This is a genomic window from Mycobacterium sp. (genome assembly GCF_002863225.1).
Classification (GTDB): domain Bacteria; phylum Actinomycetota; class Actinomycetes; order Mycobacteriales; family Mycobacteriaceae; genus Mycobacterium.
The window spans coordinates 77,158-92,711 of sequence record NZ_PKEK01000040.1 but is presented as its reverse complement, the minus strand read 5'-3'; the positions used below and the strand labels follow the sequence as shown (position 1 = coordinate 92,711).

Below are 15,554 nucleotides of genomic sequence, written 5' to 3'. Positions count from 1 at the left end.
AACGTTTGTATACTGACTCAACAAACTGGCAGCTCAGGGGAGAATCCAGGACGGGATTCGAGCAGCTAGCGAGGTTGCCAGGCCATCTTGACATCTGTCGACCCCGGAGGGGGCCATATGCAACGCAGCGATATCCGTGCTGTCGGCGAACTGGCAGGGGAGGCCTCGACGGTGCTGACGGCGTTGGTACGCGGAATGCACTCCGGCATCGCCACCCGCGTCTTCAATTCGATCGGACCGTCCGCGGCACCGACCAGGACGATCCACGACGGAATTTCCGGCGCGATCTACACCGGCGTGGATCGGGGGTTGCGTGGCGCGAGCCGCGTGGCGGGGCTGGTGGCCAGCGAGATCTGGGGCAACGAGGTCGACGAGCCACTGGAGTCACGCAGCGACTCCGTCGGCGCGTTCCTGGCCGCGGTCAACGGCATCTACGGCGACGAGTTGGCCGATCACGAGAATCCGTTGGCCGGCGCGATGGTGGTCCGCCACGACGGCAGATCGGTGGCTCTGACGAGCGAGGCACTGGCGGCGGCGTATCCGGCTGCGACTGGGCGGGTGGTCGTCTTCGTGCACGGCTGGTGCATGACCGAGCGGGCGTGGTCGCGTGCACCACGCGAAACCGACGACGGCCGCAGCTACGGGGAGCGGTTGCACGAAGAGCTCGGTTACAGCCCAATACTGTTGCGCTACAACAGCGGACTACACATCTCCGTCAACGGCCGAACGATGGCCGACATTCTGGAGCTCCTGCACGCTCACTGGCCGGTCCCCGTCACCGAGCTTGTACTGGTGGGCCACTCGATGGGCGGACTGGTCGCGCGCAGCGCATGCCACTACGGCACGGAGCAGGAGCATGCCTGGACCGACGATGTGACGCGGGTGGTGTGCCTGGGGTCGCCGCACCTCGGCGCCGACCTGGAAAAAGGTGTCAACATCGCAGCGTGGGCGCTGGCGAAGCTACCCGAAACCCGGGCCATCGCGGACTTCTTGAACGCCCGCAGCGACGGGGTGAAGGATTTGCGCTTCGGCGCCTGCCTGGACGAGGACTGGCTGGACGCCGACCCCGACGAATTCCTCCGCGACCGCTGCGGCGAGGCGCCGTTCCTGCCGCACGCCACATACCACTACGTGTCGACCACCGTGTCGCCGCGGCTGCTCGGGTTGCTCGCCGGCGACCATCTCGTTCGAACGAAAAGCGCTACGGGCGTTGGCAAAACGCGACTCGTCCCGTTTGCGGCGGAGCAGGGGTTGATTCTGACCGGGTTGAATCACTTCGACCTGCTCAACCACCCGCTGGTCTACGCCAAGCTGCGTGCCTGGCTGTCGCAGTCAGTCGCTCTGCCGGCCGGCGTCGGCGATACGCGCCGCCACGTCGGCGGCGACGGCTAGCGACTGCGCGTCGGTCGCGGCGTGGTAGCGCTCGGCGTCCGGGTCGTAAGCGGCGCCGGCGATCGACCCGTGATCGGCGGCCAACTCGACCACACTCACCGGCCAGTTGGTGGCCCGCAGCGCCGCGGCGAAGTCGTCGGCCACCGAGACGGGGATGACGCGGTCGGCTGATCCGTGCAGCAGTGTGAACGGGGTTGGACGCTCGGTGTCCCGGAGTTGAGCTGCCGGAAGCTCGTGGAAAATGGGGTCGGGCACCATGAAGGCGCCGGCCAGACAGACGGTGTGCGCGAGCGTGACGCCGAGTTCGGATGCCCGGATCGTCAGCGCCGCCGCGGCGAGACCGCCCATCGACCATCCGACGAGCACCAGATCATCGGGCTCGGCAGCGCGATCCCGGGTGTAGTGGAGCGAGGCCAGCAGATCGGCCCGGCCGCCATCGGCGGCGTGGGAGTTCCAGTCGGCGGCGACGACACAGCGGCCGCGGGCGGCAATCAGTTCCGCGAGAGACCGCACCGACGAGCGAGCGTCGGCTTGCTGCCCATGCCAGAGCAGCACTGTGGGCTGCGAAGGATCGCCGAAAATGTCCGCCAGCCGACCGGCGGTGTACTCGACGGTCTGCATACGCTCTGGACCGGCCCCGAACTACTTCGGCGGGGTCGAGGGTGTGGGATTCGCCGGCGGCGACGTGTTTCCGCCGCCGATCAACGAGTTCAGAATGCCCAGGCCCAACCCGGCCTGCTCCGGGGATTTACCCGGGTCGGGGACGGCGGCGTCGTTCTTCTGCCAGGCCTGGCAGCCGCTCGTCTTGAACGTCTTGTCGGTGGCTTCGATCCGCACGATCTGCGGCTTCTTGCTCATCGCGTTGTCCAACGGCTGCTTGGCGTCCTCGCCGAGCCGCTTCCAGTAGCAGACACCGTTCGGGACCGGACCGGCCGAGGTGTAGACACCGGGCACGATGTCGGTGCCGACGTTGTACACGCCGTCGTGATCGATCGTCGTCTTCGCGGCGGCTGGAGCGGCGGCCGGCGCGGCCGGGTGCGCGGGAGCCGGGGAAGGTCCCGGGGGTGCGGGCGTGGGGTCGGCGACGGCCGTGCCCACCGACGCGGCCCATGCCAGAGCGGTCAGCACCGAGGCAGTGGCAAGAGTCGACTTAGACGTCACAGATAGCAGCATACGGACTCTGCGGTACGTACGTCGCCGCGCGAACGCGTGACTAAGCGGTCTTGTTGAAGAGCGGCAGGAGTAGACGACGCCGAGCACTGGTGGCGTCGGCGAAGTACTGCAATGCCTCGTGGACCGTTGCCGCGGTTGGAAAGCTGACGTCCTCGTGGGTCACCAGCAGGGTCAGGCTGACTGCCTGGCTGGGAATGACCGCCCATTCCAATCCGGCGGCGGCACAGGCGTCGTCGACCGCGTACAGCAGTCGCACGGCTTGCGGCCCGAAAGACTCGAGGCCCGTCAGATCGAGAACGAACGGCTTGTCCGGAAGGTTGAAGCGCTGGGCGTAATCGATGACCTGCTCGACGTTGCTGGCATCCACGGCACCGGTGATGGTGACCACAGTCGCGAGGTGGCGGCATTGGGCGCGCACAGCGGCGCCACTGCAGTTCACAGGAAGGTGGGCGTGTCGCGGCGCCAAATACGAAGCTGGCGTGATAATCGGGTCCTTCATGAAAACTTCCCCCATCCCAAATACTGCTACTGCATTGTCAGGATCAGCGACGACCCCGATCTATTTGAGACGCTAATTGCCTACTCTAAGGTCACTGGGTGCAGGCTTTAATACTTTGCTAAGAAACGATTTCACCCGCCCGCAACATAACCGGGCTAAGTCAGCTTTCGCCCCAGCCATCCCAGAACGTCACGGTCTCCGCGGGCGGCCGCGACGCCGGCCGGAATTCACGGCCGATCGTGTAGGCGACGGGGAACAGCGCAGCCTGGGTGACCGTGTCGGGAATGCCCAGTAGCTCGGCCACTTCCCGTTCTCTGCCCAAATGCATTGTGGTCCAGACCGATCCGAGACCACGGGAGCGCAGGGCGAGCAGAAAGCTCCATCCGGCCGGAATGATCGACGCCCAGGCCGAGGAGGCGACGACGAGATCGTTGCCGTCGAATCGCCGCTGCAGACAGGGAATAACGTGCACCGGCACGTCGGCGAGTGTCTCGGTGAGGCTCAGTGCGCTGCGCAGCACCCGCTGAGTCTGTGGATCAGACTCCGACGCCGCCAGCCGCGGCAGGTAGTGCTCGCCGATACTCCGGTAGATCTCGGCGATCGCCGCCCGCTTGCCGGCGTCGGTGATCACGAGCCACCGCCAGTCCTGCGCGTTGCTCGACGTCGGCGCCTGCATCGCGATCTGCAGGCATTCCATGATCACTTCCCGACTGACCGGCCGGGTCAGGTCGAGACGTCGACGCACCGAGCGGGTGGTGGTCAGCAGTTCGTCGACCGATGCGAGATCCATCGTGGTTCAACCTTTCTTGGTGACGTCGGCGGCCCGGCCCAGGACAAGCGCGGCGCGCGCGACGATGTCGGCGACGACGCTCGCAGCGAGCCTGCCGACCGAGATCAGCGCCATCGGAGCCGACACAACCGGGTGCTCGATGCCGAACTGTTCGGTGCGGCGCATCCTCATGCTCGGCCTTCGGTCCGGTCGACGGATGACAGTGGCACAGCTTCTCCTGTGGGCTGGAACGATGGACTCGGTGCTGACGCTAGCCGTGTCAACGCATCCGGGGAATGGTCCCTTCCACGTCTCTGCCTGCGTATTCGCTTCGAGGCGCACCGGGCGGGCGACTCGCGATCGCCCTGGTGCACTGATAACCTGCCAACGCCGTAGTAACCGGCGCAGCGGCGAACGAAAAGCTTGTGGTCTCACGGAAAGATTGTTGTGCGCAGCGGAGAAATCAAGGCCCTCACCGGACTTCGCATCGTCGCCGCCGTCTGGGTCGTGCTGTTTCACTTCCGCCCGTTGCTGCGCGATGCCGTTCCCGGGTTCCGTGACGCACTGACACCGGTGCTCAACTGCGGGGCTCAAGGTGTCGATCTGTTCTTCATTCTCAGCGGGTTCGTGCTGACCTGGAATTACCTCGACCGGATGGGTGGGTCCTGGTCGACGCGCGCCACCCTGCACTTCCTCTGGCTGCGCCTGGCCAGGGTTTGGCCGGTGTATCTGGTCACCCTGCACCTGGCCGCGCTCTGGGTCATCTTCACGCTGCACGTCGGCCACGTGCCGTCCCAGGAGATCTACCGGTTCACCGCGATCAGCTACGTGCGCCAGGTTCTGATGGTCCAGTTGTGGTTCCAGCCGTTTTTCGACAACTCCAGCTGGGACGGGCCCGCGTGGTCGATCAGCGCCGAATGGTTGGCCTACCTCTTGTTCGGCCTCCTGGTGCTGGTGGTCTTCCGGATGGCGCGGGCGACGCGGGCCCGCAGCCTGATGTGGCTGGCGATCGCCGCCTCGTTGCCGCCGGTGGTGTCGCTGCTGGTGACGGGCCAGTTCTACACGCCCTGGAGTTGGCTGCCGCGCATCGTCATGCAGTTCACCGCCGGAGCGCTGGTCGCCGCCGCGGTCAGCCGACTGCGACCGACGGATCGTGGTCGCCGCGCCGCCGGTTACGCCTCCGTGCTGCTCATCGCCGGTGTGGTGGGTTTCCTCTACTGGTCCGACGCGCACCCGTTGCACGGCGTCACCGACACCGGCGGCCTGGTCGACATCCTGTTCGTGCCATTGGTCATGACGCTGGCGATCGGCACCGGCAGCTTGCCCGCGCTGCTGTCCACCCGGCCCTTCGTGTACGGCGGGCAGATCTCGTTCTGCCTGTACATGGTTCACGAACTGGCGCACACCTCATGGACGTGGACCGCCGAGCAATTCGAGCTGACGCTGTTCGGCACCGGCGGCAAACTCCTGCTGGCCGCGGTGCTGGCGATCACCTTCATCGCCGCAGCGTTGCTGTACCACGCCGTCGAGGAACCAGGGCGCCGGTGGATGCGCAGAATGGTCGGCGACGGGAAACCCCAGACCGGGACCGACGCCGCCGCCCAACTCGCAGGTGGCAAGTTGCAGTCCGTCGACGGGTCCCACGAAGGCCGCCCGAAAACCATGTCGGCGCGTGCCGGCTGAGGCCGCAGTAACGCGAGCGATACTGCGCCACACGACGATCGAGTACGATTCCCGTGGCGCGAGGACGTTGGCGTCCCGCGCTCCGTCGACATGACAGGGCTCAGTCAGCTGAACGGCATCCACGCGGTGCCCGGTCGGATGCCAGCGCGTCGACAGCGAATTCCAGCGTCAGGTTTTACGATTCCGCTTGTACGGATGTGACACGCGGCCGAGGTGGTGGGGCAGTGCAGGTAACGGTCGGTCCGCTGGCCTCAGTTGTCGTCGCCGCTCTCGCGGCAGGGATGGTCACCCACGGTCCGGCCGCACCGCGCGAACTCGAGACCGTCGCCCGCGGGACTCCGATCGACCACGTCGCGGTGATCGGTGATTCCTACACCACCGGAACCGACGAAGGCGGCTGGGGAGCCAATACCTGGACCAATCGCACGTGGTCGACGCTCGCTCGCCAAGGCGTTCAGGTGGCGCCCGAAGTCGCCTCCGAGGGCAGGGCGGGCTACGTGGTCCGCGGCGACCACGGCAGCGTCTTCGAGGACCTGACCAACCGCGCCGTCCACCCCGATGACGCGCTGGTGGTGTTCTTCGGTTCACGCAACGATCACGGTGTCGACCCGATGCAGATGACGGCCATGGCGCACGACACGCTCGACGCGGCCCGACGGATCGCGCCCTCGGCGAAGTTGCTGGTGATCGGACCGCCGTGGACGGACTCGGACCCGCCGCCCGACGTCCTCTATATACGCGACATTCTCAGCGGCCAGGCCCACGACTTCGGCGCGACGTTCATCGACCCGATCAGCGACGGCTGGTTCGTCGGCCGGCCCGAGTTGATCGGCCCGGATGGCGTGCACCCCAACGACGCCGGACACGCCTACATGGCGGAGAAAATCGCCCCGCTGATCCATGCCCAGCTGTCCCGCAGAGGCTGATCGCCGCACGAAATCGGGGCGTTTCGAGCACCGCGGTCACGGGTACCTCGGGGGGCACAAGTCGACAGTTGGGATTGCACATGAAGTCTGCGCGGATGTCCATGACGCTGTTCTCCGGCGCTGCCATACTCACGTTGGCGGTCGGATGCGGTGGCGACCACGACAAGGGTGGGCCGTCGAGCACCACGACGACGACCACGACACCGTCGTCGAGTGTTGCCCCGACCGGAGCACCCGGCGGCGGCGGGGGCACCGAGGGTGGTACCGGTGGCGGCGGACCCAACGGAGGCGGCGGCAGCGTCCCCGGTGGACCGACCGGCGGTGGCGGACCCAACGGCGGCGGCGGCAGCATCCCCGGCGGACCCACTGGTAGCGGCGGCCCCGGTGGCGGCGGCGGCAGCATCCCCGGCGGACCGACCGGTGGCGGCGGCCCCGGTGGCGGCGGCGGCAGCATCCCGGGCGGACCCAGCGTCAACGTCCACATCCCCTGACGCTCGCCCGGTCTGATTCGGCAAATCGCGGCTCCGAGTCCTTAGTCCCGACGCTCGGACGGGACTAAGGTCGGAGCAACGCGACTGCTAGGGGACCGCTCATGGCCAAGCTCAGGTTCGGGTATTTCATCGCGCCATTCCACCGCGCAGGCACCAACCCCACGCTGGCCATGCAGCGAGACCTCGAATTCATCGAGCACCTCGACGCGCTCGGCTTCGACGAGGCCTGGATCGGCGAACACCACTCGGCGGGTAGCGAGATCATCGCGTCACCCGAGATCTTCATCGCCGCCGCGGCGGAGCGGACCAAGTGGATCACGTTGTGCACGGGCGTCTTATCGCTCGCGTACCACAACCCGTTGTGGGTCGCCGATCGCTTGATGATGCTTGATCACCTCACCCACGGACGGGTGATCGGTGGGGTCGGGCCGGGGTCACTGCCCAGTGACTCGGCGATGATCGGTTTGACCCCGACCGACACCCGCGAATTGCTCGACACCAACCTCGACATTCTTGTGCGGCTGCTGCGCGGTGAGACGGTGTCGGCGAAAACGCCCACCCACGAGCTGCACGACGCCCGCCTGCAACTCGCCCCGTACTCCGAAGGCGGCGTCCCCCTGGCGGTCGCCGCCGTAGCTTCGCCGACCGGTGCCCGACTGGCCGGCAAGCACGGTATCGGCCTGTTGTCGATCGGGGCGACACTGACCGTCGACGGCTTCAATGCCCTGCAATATCACTGGGACATCGTCGAGGAGCGCGCCGCCGCTTTCGGCACGGCCGTCGACCGCAAGAACTGGAGCCTGGTCGGGCCGTTTCACATTGCCGAGACGGACAAGCAGGCACGCGAAGACGTGAAATTCGGTCTGGCGCCGTGGTTCAACTACTTCCAAAAAGTTGCGGCCTTCCCGCAGATGACCATGCCGGGCGAACAGATCGACGAGATGATCGATGTGATCAACGACAACGGGGCCGGCGTGATCGGAACACCCGAGCGGGCGCGCGAACAGGTTCAGCGGATGTGGGACCAGTCGGGTGGTTTCGGCTGCATGCTGCAGATGGGTCACGAGTGGGCGAACCCGTCGGCGACCAGGCGTTCGGCCGAATTGTTCGCCGCCGAGGTGATGCCGCATTTCCAGGGTCAGGCACAGCCAACCCTGGATGCCGCGGCGCGCGCCAGCGAGGTTCGCGAAGGCCTCGCGCAGTCCCAGATCGACGCGGTGGCACACATGGCCAAGAAGTACGAGGACGAGATCCGGTCGGATTAGCCGCTCGGCCGAGGCCAGATGTGGCGCTCAGCCGGAGATGCCGGCAGCGGAGGCGAAGGCGCGCAACTCGCGCTCGATATCGGATCCCGCCGGCTGGTAAGCGATTTCGGTCACGCCGACAGCGGCGAGGTCCTGCACCCAGGCGGCGACCTGGTCGGGCGTGCCGGTCAGCGATGCCGCGCTGGCCATCGGAATGAGGTCTGCGACATGGGGTTCGTCGCGCGCGTTGGCCCGGACCAGGTGTCCTTCGTGAATCGCGAGATGCCGTTCGTCTGCCGGCTGGGCCTCGATCGCCGCCCGCCATCCTTGCCCACCCGGCAGCCCGTCGACCGCGGCTGCGCCGCCGCGTTCGTAGATGGCGTGATACATCACCACCGCGCCGGGTCCCGCCGCGTCGGCCACGCGCGCTGACGTCACGTCCTCGCCCTCGTCGAGGACAGTCCCGAAGGACAGCAGTGCACGCCAGTCCGCCGCGTGGACCGCGTCGGGTTGCGGCACCGCCGCCGAGAACACGCCGTCGCCCAGCTCGGCAGCCACGGCGAGGCCTTTCGGCCCGTCCGCGCCGATCAGAAACGGAACATCGACCGGTCGCTCGGCACCGTAGCCGGCCGGCTGCATCATCCGGATCTTGGCGCCGTCCCATTCGACGGTCTCGCCGGCAAGGAGCGATTTCAGGCAGCGGACGTAGTCGGCGACCTGTCGCCACGGGAGCGGACGCTTGCCCAACGAGAAGCGGTCGGTGAAGCCGGACCCGACGGCCACTGCAACGCGACCGGGCGCCTCCGCGACGAGCTCGGCGATCGCGGCCGCGTTGACCATCGGGTGCCGCAGGCTCGGGACGAGCACGCCCGGCCCCAGTCCGATCCGCGATGTGCGCTCGGCACATCGCGTCAGGATCATCCACACATCGGGATACAGCGCGGGGGAGTCGTAGAGCCAGGCGCGTCGGTAGCCGAGGCTTTCCGCGAGTTCCACGTGCGCCGGAGTGTCGGATGAGGTGGCGAAGGCGCATGAGATATCCATAGCCGGACCCTAATCCAGAGCGAACCGCCAGAAGGTAGCGTCGACGATGACTCGGTGCCGGAAACGGGTCAAGGTATTTCTCCCTCCTCGGTAGGGTTCTCGCAGCCGTGATCGAAGGGGTGACGAATGGCGGGTGTCGCTGAGCTGGTGCCGGTGCTGCCCGCCCATCGCTTCGACGAAGCGGCGCTGGGCCGCTATCTACGCGGTCGATTGCCCGAGTTCGACGGCCGACTGGAGGTGCGCCAGTTTCAGGGCGGCCAGAGCAATCCCACCTTTCACCTGCGCACCGCGGGCGGCGAGTACGTGCTCCGGAAGAAGCCGCCCGGCAAGCTGCTGCCTCGTGCCCACGAAGTGGAGCGCGAGCATCGGGTGATGGCCGCCTTGGCCGAGACGAACGTCCCAGTACCGCGCATGCGCCTGCTGTGCGATGACGAATCCATCTTGGGCACAACATTTTTCGTCATGGATCATGTTCCAGGACGGGTCTTTCCCGATCGGGTGCTGCGTGACGAGACTCCCGCGCACCGCGCCGCGGTCTACGAGGATCTGGCGCGGGTCCTGGCGGCCTTGCACAGCGTCGATTGGCGGGCCGTCGGACTCGAAGGTTTCGGTCGGCCGGAGGGCTACATGCGGCGCCAAGTGGCGCTGTGGACGCGGCAGTGGGAAGCCGCGCGGATGGAAGACATGCCGGCTATGGATCTGCTGGCGTCGTGGCTTCCCGACCACTTGCCGCCGGACGACGAACCGGCCTGCATCGCGCACGGCGACTATCGCTTGGGCAACGTGCTGCTGCATCCGACCGAACCGCGGGTGGTCGCGGTGCTGGACTGGGAGCTGTCGACGATCGGTGATCCGCTGGCCGATCTCGGATATTTCTGCGTGACCTATCACGTGCCCGGCGGACCCGGCGGACTGAGCGGCGTCCTCGGTGAAGACCTGTCCGGCACAGGACTTCCCGACCAGCGAGAATTCCTGGAGAGCTACTGCGCGCACGCCGGCCGGCCGCTGCCGGAATCGCTGGATGTCTTCGTGGTGTTCTCGATGTTCCGGTTGGCGTCGATCACCGCCGGGGTGTGGCGCCGGGGCCTGGACGGCAATGCGGCGGATTCTCGGGCAGGCACCGACGAATATCGCCAGCGCTACCGTCAGATGGCTGACACGGCGTGGGAGCTGGCGCAAAAGCTCACCACCTGAACGGCTTTCAAAACGCCACCGAGCGCAGGCCGCAACATATTGGCCGCTCGGCCACCCCGACACACCCGTTGATGCCCGTCCGCTCATACACTGGCTGATCGTGGGCATTCTGTTGGGTTTCGCGCCGTGGATCGTCTACTGGGTACTGGTCGGCAATGCACCGCTGCTCGTTGCGGCTGTGGTCGCCTTCGCGATCGCCATCGCCGGCCTGGTCGCCGGATACCTCACCCGCACACCTCGACGCTCGCTGGAAATTGGCTCTGGCACAACGTTTCTGATCATCACGCTGGCAACCCTGCTGGCGAGCCGGCCGGTAATGCAGGGCTGGGCGCTGCCGTTGAGTTTCGCGGGGATCTTGCTGGTCACCCTGGCCGGGCGGCAGTTCGGGGCCTCGTTCCCGCACGAGTATGCGGCGGCGAATCAGCCGCCTGCCGTGGTCAACAGCGATGTGTTCAGCCAGATCACCACCCGGCTGACCTGGATCTGGACCGCGGTGTTCGCGGGCGCGACGGTGTCTTCAGCGGTTCCACCGATCGTGGCCGCCGACGCCTCGACGCTGGATGCGCGCACTCCCGTGGCGTACCTCGGCTACTGGGTGGTGCCGTTCACGCTGTTGGGCCTAGGGGCGCTGGCCACCCGCATCCTGCCTGACTGGATGACCGCCGCGGCGGGTGACATCGAACGCAAGACCACGTTCGTCGCGTATCACGAAGCCACCATCGACGAGCTGTACTACCTGGCCCAAGAGCACGCCAACCGTGAAGTTGGCGCGGGCGAAGAGGCGTACGCCGTCAAAGTCGGAGGCAAGGGGACGGCGCTGGTCGGCGACGAGACCCGCCATTCGTGGCCGTCGACGTACAAGGTGCGACAGTCACGGCGCTGACCGGCACGGGTCAGAAGACGCGCACCCAGTCGACCAGCATCTCGGTCGGGTAGCTACCGGACGCGGGATCGCCGCCGCCCGAGCCGCCGACCGCGAGGTTCAGCACCGGGAACAGGTTGTAGTCCGGGTCGTTGAACGGCCATTTGCGGATCGGGTCGTTGAGATCCTCGATGCCGGTCGCGGGAACGGTGAAGTAGGGCTCCATACCGTCGGCGTAGTCCTGCCAGAAGTAGAAACCACCCTGGTTCCAGGTCACGCGCCAGGTGTGCCAGCCGCCGTCCACCCCGATCGGGTGGGTCTCGAAGGCGGTGCCGAACGGATCGGCATGAACGGTGGTGCCGGCCGGCCACTCGCCGTTGCCGTACCACTCGAGCAGGTCGACCTCACCCTCGCGGCCGGGGAAGTCGTTGGACAACCACCACGCCGGCCAGGCGCCACCGGTGAGGCAGTTCAGCTTGATCCGGGCCTCCCACGTGGTGCCGATGCCACCGCGCCAGTTACCACTGATCAGACCGCCGAAGAACTTGTTGCCCTCCCTGGTGCCACGCAGAACCAGGTTGGAGTTGCCGTCGACGAAGACGTTCTCCCGGCTGTTGCGGTACTGGCCCCAGAACTCAGGCCGGTCGAAACCGACCGGATTCTTGATCGGCGTCCGGTGAGAAGACACCGCCCACTTCGACGGGTCGGGGGCCGAACCGGCGGGGCCGTCGAACTCGTCGTGGAACAGGTAGGCGCCGGGTTGCGCCCCGGGCGCAGGTGCGGTCGGTGCTGGCACCCGCGGGGAAGTGTAAGCGCGGGCCTGGGGAGCGGGGATGGCGGCGGCGAGCGCGCCGGCCCCCAACGTCATCATGACGTTGCGTCGATTCATCTCTGGCACAGTCAGACAATATATAGAGACGACCCCGGAACCTGCAGCCCAACCCGCGTGGCGCGCGGCCGGTTCGACGTCGTTGGATCGGCCCCGACCCGACACCTCTTCGCGGTGGTTGGCAGACTGTGCGCATGGCACAGATAACTTTGCGCGGAAACACCATCAACACCGTCGGTGACCTGCCGGCGGTCGGAGCCCCGGCCCCCGCTTTCAATTTGACCGGATCCGATCTCGGCGCGGTCAACAGCGAGCAGTTCCAGGGTAAGCCGGTGTTGCTGAACATCTTTCCATCAGTCGACACCCCGGTGTGCGCCACCAGTGTTCGCAAGTTCAACGAGAGTGCGGCCGCCGGCGGTGTGTCGGTGGTGAACGTCTCCAACGACCTGCCGTTCGCGCAGGCGCGGTTCTGCGGCGCAGAGGGCATCGAGAATGTTCAGAGCGCTTCGGCATTCCGGGACAGCTTCGGTCAGGATTACGGCGTAACCATCGCCGACGGACCGTTCGCCGGTCTGCTCGCCCGTGCCGTCGTGGTCATCGGAGCCGACGGAAACGTCGCTTACGAGGAACTGGTGCCCGAGATCGCCCAGGAGCCGAACTACGACGCGGCACTGGAAGCGCTCAAAGCTTCGTCCTGAATCGGACGGCGGCTACCTCGTGTCAGCGGGGTAGCCGCCAAAGTTTCACTGCCGCAACTGAACTGCCGCGACGGCGGTCCGGTCGTGCGAGGACACTGCGACCAGCAGAGCTCCGGCGGCGAACACCCCTGCGGTCAGCCACGGGAAATGCCCGTCCGGCGCGAAGCCTTGCGCCGCCAACACCCCGAGGCCGTAGGCGGCCATCAGCGCGCCGGCCGGCAGCAGCGGTGCGGCCAAGCGCCGGTCGGCGGTAGCAAGGACGGGAAGGGGAGCGGCGAAGATGCGTCGACCCCACCACAACAACGCCAGCTCGGCGGCGGTCACCACGCCCAGGATGGTCACCCATTCCAGTCGGCCGAGCCACCAGTCGACGCCGCCTTCGGCCGGTTGCGGCAACAACCCAGCCGGGTAGGCGACGATCGCCACCAGCACCACCGGAATCATGTGCCACAGATACAGAGCCATCACGTTGTCGTTGGCGGGCGCTAACACTCGCTGAATAGCCGCCGTTCGCAGCACGCGGTTGACCGCGGGCGCGAGGCCGATGACCAGCCCGGCCTGCGCACAGCCGAACGCCAGCATCGCGGTCGAAGGCGGCTCGGTGTTCTGCACGGTTTGCCCAGGGACCCCGATCATGCTGACCGGGTAGGGACCGATCCAGATCAGCAGCCACAGCGCGCACGCCGATCCGACCGCCAGAAGCAGCGGCCTGAGACCGGCCAAAAACCCGCTCCGCCAGGCGATTCCGAGTGTGTAGAGCAGCCCCCAGCAGAGCAGGTAATTGAGCCAGTTCAGATACGGGACGTGGCCGGCCAGGGCAGCGGTGTCGACGGCGACGAGGCCCACCCCGAGCGCAAGCGGCACCCGAAGTCCCCAGCGATGTTGTGCCGCAATGGCTGTCGGTGTGAGCAGCACCAACACCAGGTATACGGCGAGGAACCACAGATGCATGGCCACTGCCCAGCCGGCGTATTCCAGGAGCGTCCCCGCCGTGCCGGTGATCTCGAAGGCCACCACGATCACCGACACCGCCGCGACGTAGACCGCCGACGGGCCCAATACCCGGGCGAGGCGATGCCGCACCCAACTGCGCCCCGACATGGCACCGTCGGCCCGCCGATGGCTCCACGAGACTGCGGCGGCGTAGCCGGCGACCACGAAGAACGTGGGCACCGCCTGGAATATCCAGGTGAGCCATTGTGTCCACGGCTGATCCTCCAGCGGATTCTGCCGACCGAATGATCCGTCGCGATACGTCACCGATCCGGCCAGCCAGTGACCCAGCACGATCAGGATCACCCCGCACACGCGGTAGAAGTCGACCGCCAGATTGCGGGCCGGGGCATCGGTCATATTCGAAAAGTACCTGGACTAAGCGAAGCTAAGTGTGACCTGTGAGGTTTATGAGTCCAACACTCGAGGAGGTTGGTGTGCGAATCCTTCCGGTAAACTGAGGATCTCGACGCCGAGGTTCGGCGGTTCGTAATCCGGAAGGTGTTCCACATATGGTCACGCGTTCAATGAGCAAACTGGCTGGTGTAGTCGGCGGTCTGGCCTTGTCGGCGCTCGTAGGCGCGGGGATCGCGTCCGCCGACGGGCTGTCGGAGCAGGCGATCAACACCACGTGCAACTACAACCAGGTACACGCAGCGCTGTTACAGCAGAACCCGGGCTATGCAAGTCTGCTCGACAAGAGTCCTGACGCGCAGAGCTTCTTGCGCAACTACCTTGCGTCGGCACCCGACACCCGCCGCACTCTGGCTGACCAAGAAGCGGCCAAACACCCAGTTCAGGCGCCGGCGGCCTACGGAGTACTCAACAACGTCGCGGCCACCTGCAACGGCTTCTGATCTCAATCGATGGCGGGGCGGACCTTCGGGTTCGCCCCGTTTTCGTTGCCTGAGACCCGCTACCAGACCCGGATGTAGTCGACCAGCATCTGCGACGGATAGCTGCCCGGGCCGGGATCGCCGCCGCCGGACCCGGCGACCGCAAGGTTGAACACGGGGTAGACGGTGTAGCCGGGTCCGTTGAACGGCCAGTCCGGCAGCGCATCCGCAGGCGCCGAGAAATACGGCGCCGCGCCCTCGCTGTAGTCCTTCCAGAACCGGATGCCGGTTGCATCCCACTGGCAGCGCCAGGTGTGCCACGCGCTGTCGACCGCAATCCTCTCGGATACATGCTCGCCGCCGTTGGCTTTGGCGTGCACGGTGGTGGCCGGCAGCCAATTCCCGTTGCCGTACCACTCGACGATGTCGATCTCGCCCTGGTCGTCGTTGCCCAGCCAATAAGCGGGCCAACTGCCGGCGGTCAGGCAGTCGAACTTGATCCGCGCCTCCCAGGTGTGGCCGACACCGCCCCGCCAGTGGCTCTGAACTTTGCCGCTGTAGAAGGTGGGCCCGTCTTTGGCGGCTTTGAGGACCAGGTTCGACTTGCCGTCGACGAACACATTCCGGCGGTCGTCGCGGTACTGGCCGATGTTCTCCGGCAGCTCCCAGTGCGTCGGATCTTTGATCGTCTCGCGGGCCTTGGCCACCGCCCACTTCGACGGGTCGGGCGCCGAGCCCGCTGGGCCGTCGAACTCGTCGGAGAAGATGTAGCCGCCCGCGGGCGCTGCCGGCAGACGGGGGTGGGCACGCGCCTCCGGAACGGGAACGGCGGCTGCCAGGACACCGACTCCCGTCATCAACAGCAGGGCGCGACGATCCATCTCCGGCATAGGCACAGCACCTTAGCAGCGGCGGCGTTGG

The 15,554-nt window shown here is 66.7% G+C and carries 17 protein-coding genes and 1 pseudogene; 9 read left to right on the top strand and 9 right to left on the bottom strand.

All coding sequences use genetic code 11. The annotated features are described in order from the left end of the window. The first annotated feature begins 117 nt into the window (after positions 1-117). Positions 118-1,392 (top strand): alpha/beta hydrolase, encoded by a 1,275-nt coding sequence (locus CYU59_RS11345; RefSeq protein ID WP_292989261.1) that lies wholly within the window; start codon positions 118-120, stop codon positions 1,390-1,392. Here CYU59_RS11345 and CYU59_RS11340 read toward each other — a convergent pair. The 5 genes from CYU59_RS11340 to CYU59_RS11320 form a co-directional block, all read right to left on the bottom strand. Beyond that, positions 1,333-2,013 carry an alpha/beta fold hydrolase gene (locus tag CYU59_RS11340; protein WP_292989259.1) on the bottom strand — a complete coding sequence of 227 codons (681 nt, stop codon included), beginning with the start codon at positions 2,011-2,013 and terminating at the stop codon, positions 1,333-1,335. The genes CYU59_RS11345 and CYU59_RS11340 overlap by 60 nt on opposite strands. A 21-nt stretch (positions 2,014-2,034) precedes the next feature. Then, a complete protein-coding gene (locus tag CYU59_RS11335) occupies positions 2,035-2,553 on the bottom strand; it encodes a hypothetical protein (protein ID WP_292989257.1) in 519 nt (172 codons plus the stop codon). A 52-nt stretch (positions 2,554-2,605) separates the two neighbouring features. Continuing rightward, positions 2,606-3,064, bottom strand: a complete 459-nt coding sequence (locus CYU59_RS11330) for an STAS domain-containing protein (protein WP_292989255.1) — start codon at positions 3,062-3,064, stop codon at positions 2,606-2,608. Positions 3,065-3,224: 160 nt separating this feature from the next. Beyond that, positions 3,225-3,854: a nitroreductase family protein gene (locus CYU59_RS11325; RefSeq protein WP_292989253.1), complete on the bottom strand. Its 630-nt coding sequence runs from the start codon at positions 3,852-3,854 to the stop codon at positions 3,225-3,227. 6 nt (positions 3,855-3,860) lie between these two features. Then, positions 3,861-4,019 carry a hypothetical protein gene (locus CYU59_RS11320; RefSeq protein WP_292989251.1) on the bottom strand — a complete coding sequence of 53 codons (159 nt, stop codon included), beginning with the start codon at positions 4,017-4,019 and terminating at the stop codon, positions 3,861-3,863. A gap of 261 nt (positions 4,020-4,280) precedes the next feature. Here CYU59_RS11320 and CYU59_RS11315 point away from each other — a divergent pair. From CYU59_RS11315 to CYU59_RS11300, 4 genes and pseudogenes are all read left to right on the top strand, one after another. After that, a pseudogene (locus CYU59_RS11315) lies at positions 4,281-5,411 on the top strand (acyltransferase); the annotation flags it as partial. Between the two features lie 329 nt (positions 5,412-5,740). Next, on the top strand, positions 5,741-6,442 hold the full coding sequence (locus tag CYU59_RS11310; protein ID WP_363114392.1) for a GDSL lipase: 702 nt from the start codon (positions 5,741-5,743) through the stop codon (positions 6,440-6,442). Positions 6,443-6,522: 80 nt separating this feature from the next. Then, on the top strand, positions 6,523-6,933 hold the full coding sequence (locus CYU59_RS11305) for a hypothetical protein (RefSeq protein ID WP_292989249.1): 411 nt from the start codon (positions 6,523-6,525) through the stop codon (positions 6,931-6,933). 101 nt (positions 6,934-7,034) lie between these two features. Next, positions 7,035-8,198 (top strand): LLM class flavin-dependent oxidoreductase, encoded by a 1,164-nt coding sequence (locus tag CYU59_RS11300; RefSeq protein WP_292989246.1) that lies wholly within the window; start codon positions 7,035-7,037, stop codon positions 8,196-8,198. Positions 8,199-8,225: 27 nt separating this feature from the next. Here the strand turns inward: CYU59_RS11300 and CYU59_RS11295 are convergent, their stop codons facing one another. Next, the gene (locus tag CYU59_RS11295; RefSeq protein ID WP_292989244.1) at positions 8,226-9,221 is read right to left on the bottom strand and encodes an LLM class flavin-dependent oxidoreductase; all 996 of its coding nucleotides are present in this window, start codon (positions 9,219-9,221) and stop codon (positions 8,226-8,228) included. A gap of 126 nt (positions 9,222-9,347) precedes the next feature. Between CYU59_RS11295 and CYU59_RS11290 the strand changes: the two genes are divergently transcribed. Both CYU59_RS11290 and CYU59_RS11285 read left to right on the top strand, forming a co-directional pair. Beyond that, complete coding sequence (locus CYU59_RS11290) at positions 9,348-10,415, top strand: phosphotransferase family protein (RefSeq protein WP_292989241.1); 1,068 nt, start codon at positions 9,348-9,350, stop codon at positions 10,413-10,415. Between the two features lie 100 nt (positions 10,416-10,515). Then, complete coding sequence (locus CYU59_RS11285; protein WP_292989238.1) at positions 10,516-11,298, top strand: hypothetical protein; 783 nt, start codon at positions 10,516-10,518, stop codon at positions 11,296-11,298. Between the two features lie 10 nt (positions 11,299-11,308). On the opposite strand, the gene CYU59_RS11280 is transcribed toward CYU59_RS11285, so the two are convergent. Further along, a complete protein-coding gene (locus CYU59_RS11280) occupies positions 11,309-12,181 on the bottom strand; it encodes a family 16 glycosylhydrolase (RefSeq protein ID WP_292989734.1) in 873 nt (290 codons plus the stop codon). Positions 12,182-12,300: 119 nt separating this feature from the next. Between CYU59_RS11280 and tpx the strand changes: the two genes are divergently transcribed. Then, positions 12,301-12,804, top strand: coding sequence for a thiol peroxidase (gene tpx, locus CYU59_RS11275; RefSeq protein WP_292989236.1), 504 nt, complete (start codon positions 12,301-12,303; stop codon positions 12,802-12,804). 45 nt (positions 12,805-12,849) lie between these two features. On the opposite strand, the gene CYU59_RS11270 is transcribed toward tpx, so the two are convergent. Continuing rightward, positions 12,850-14,157, bottom strand: coding sequence for an acyltransferase (locus CYU59_RS11270; RefSeq protein WP_292989235.1), 1,308 nt, complete (start codon positions 14,155-14,157; stop codon positions 12,850-12,852). A 167-nt stretch (positions 14,158-14,324) separates the two neighbouring features. On the opposite strand from CYU59_RS11270, the gene CYU59_RS11265 reads away from it, so the two are divergent. Beyond that, positions 14,325-14,654: a hemophore-related protein gene (locus CYU59_RS11265; protein ID WP_292989233.1), complete on the top strand. Its 330-nt coding sequence runs from the start codon at positions 14,325-14,327 to the stop codon at positions 14,652-14,654. A 59-nt stretch (positions 14,655-14,713) separates the two neighbouring features. On the opposite strand, the gene CYU59_RS11260 is transcribed toward CYU59_RS11265, so the two are convergent. After that, positions 14,714-15,523 (bottom strand): glycoside hydrolase family 16 protein, encoded by an 810-nt coding sequence (locus CYU59_RS11260; protein ID WP_292989231.1) that lies wholly within the window; start codon positions 15,521-15,523, stop codon positions 14,714-14,716. Positions 15,524-15,554 lie beyond the last annotated feature (31 nt).

Bases quoted from the DNA above. Each gene is read 5' to 3' on its own strand.
- CYU59_RS11345 (WP_292989261.1), top strand. From the start codon at position 118: ATGCAACGCAGCGATATCCGTGCTGTCGGCGAACTGGCAGGGGAGGCC.
- CYU59_RS11340 (WP_292989259.1), bottom strand. From the start codon at position 2,013: ATGCAGACCGTCGAGTACACCGCCGGTCGGCTGGCGGACATTTTCGGC.
- CYU59_RS11330 (WP_292989255.1), bottom strand. From the start codon at position 3,064: ATGAAGGACCCGATTATCACGCCAGCTTCGTATTTGGCGCCGCGACAC.
- CYU59_RS11325 (WP_292989253.1), bottom strand. From the start codon at position 3,854: ATGGATCTCGCATCGGTCGACGAACTGCTGACCACCACCCGCTCGGTG.
- CYU59_RS11320 (WP_292989251.1), bottom strand. From the start codon at position 4,019: ATGCGCCGCACCGAACAGTTCGGCATCGAGCACCCGGTTGTGTCGGCT.
- CYU59_RS11305 (WP_292989249.1), top strand. From the start codon at position 6,523: ATGAAGTCTGCGCGGATGTCCATGACGCTGTTCTCCGGCGCTGCCATA.
- CYU59_RS11300 (WP_292989246.1), top strand. From the start codon at position 7,035: ATGGCCAAGCTCAGGTTCGGGTATTTCATCGCGCCATTCCACCGCGCA.
- CYU59_RS11295 (WP_292989244.1), bottom strand. From the start codon at position 9,221: ATGGATATCTCATGCGCCTTCGCCACCTCATCCGACACTCCGGCGCAC.
- CYU59_RS11290 (WP_292989241.1), top strand. From the start codon at position 9,348: ATGGCGGGTGTCGCTGAGCTGGTGCCGGTGCTGCCCGCCCATCGCTTC.
- tpx (WP_292989236.1), top strand. From the start codon at position 12,301: ATGGCACAGATAACTTTGCGCGGAAACACCATCAACACCGTCGGTGAC.
- CYU59_RS11270 (WP_292989235.1), bottom strand. From the start codon at position 14,157: ATGACCGATGCCCCGGCCCGCAATCTGGCGGTCGACTTCTACCGCGTG.
- CYU59_RS11265 (WP_292989233.1), top strand. From the start codon at position 14,325: ATGAGCAAACTGGCTGGTGTAGTCGGCGGTCTGGCCTTGTCGGCGCTC.
- CYU59_RS11260 (WP_292989231.1), bottom strand. From the start codon at position 15,523: ATGCCGGAGATGGATCGTCGCGCCCTGCTGTTGATGACGGGAGTCGGT.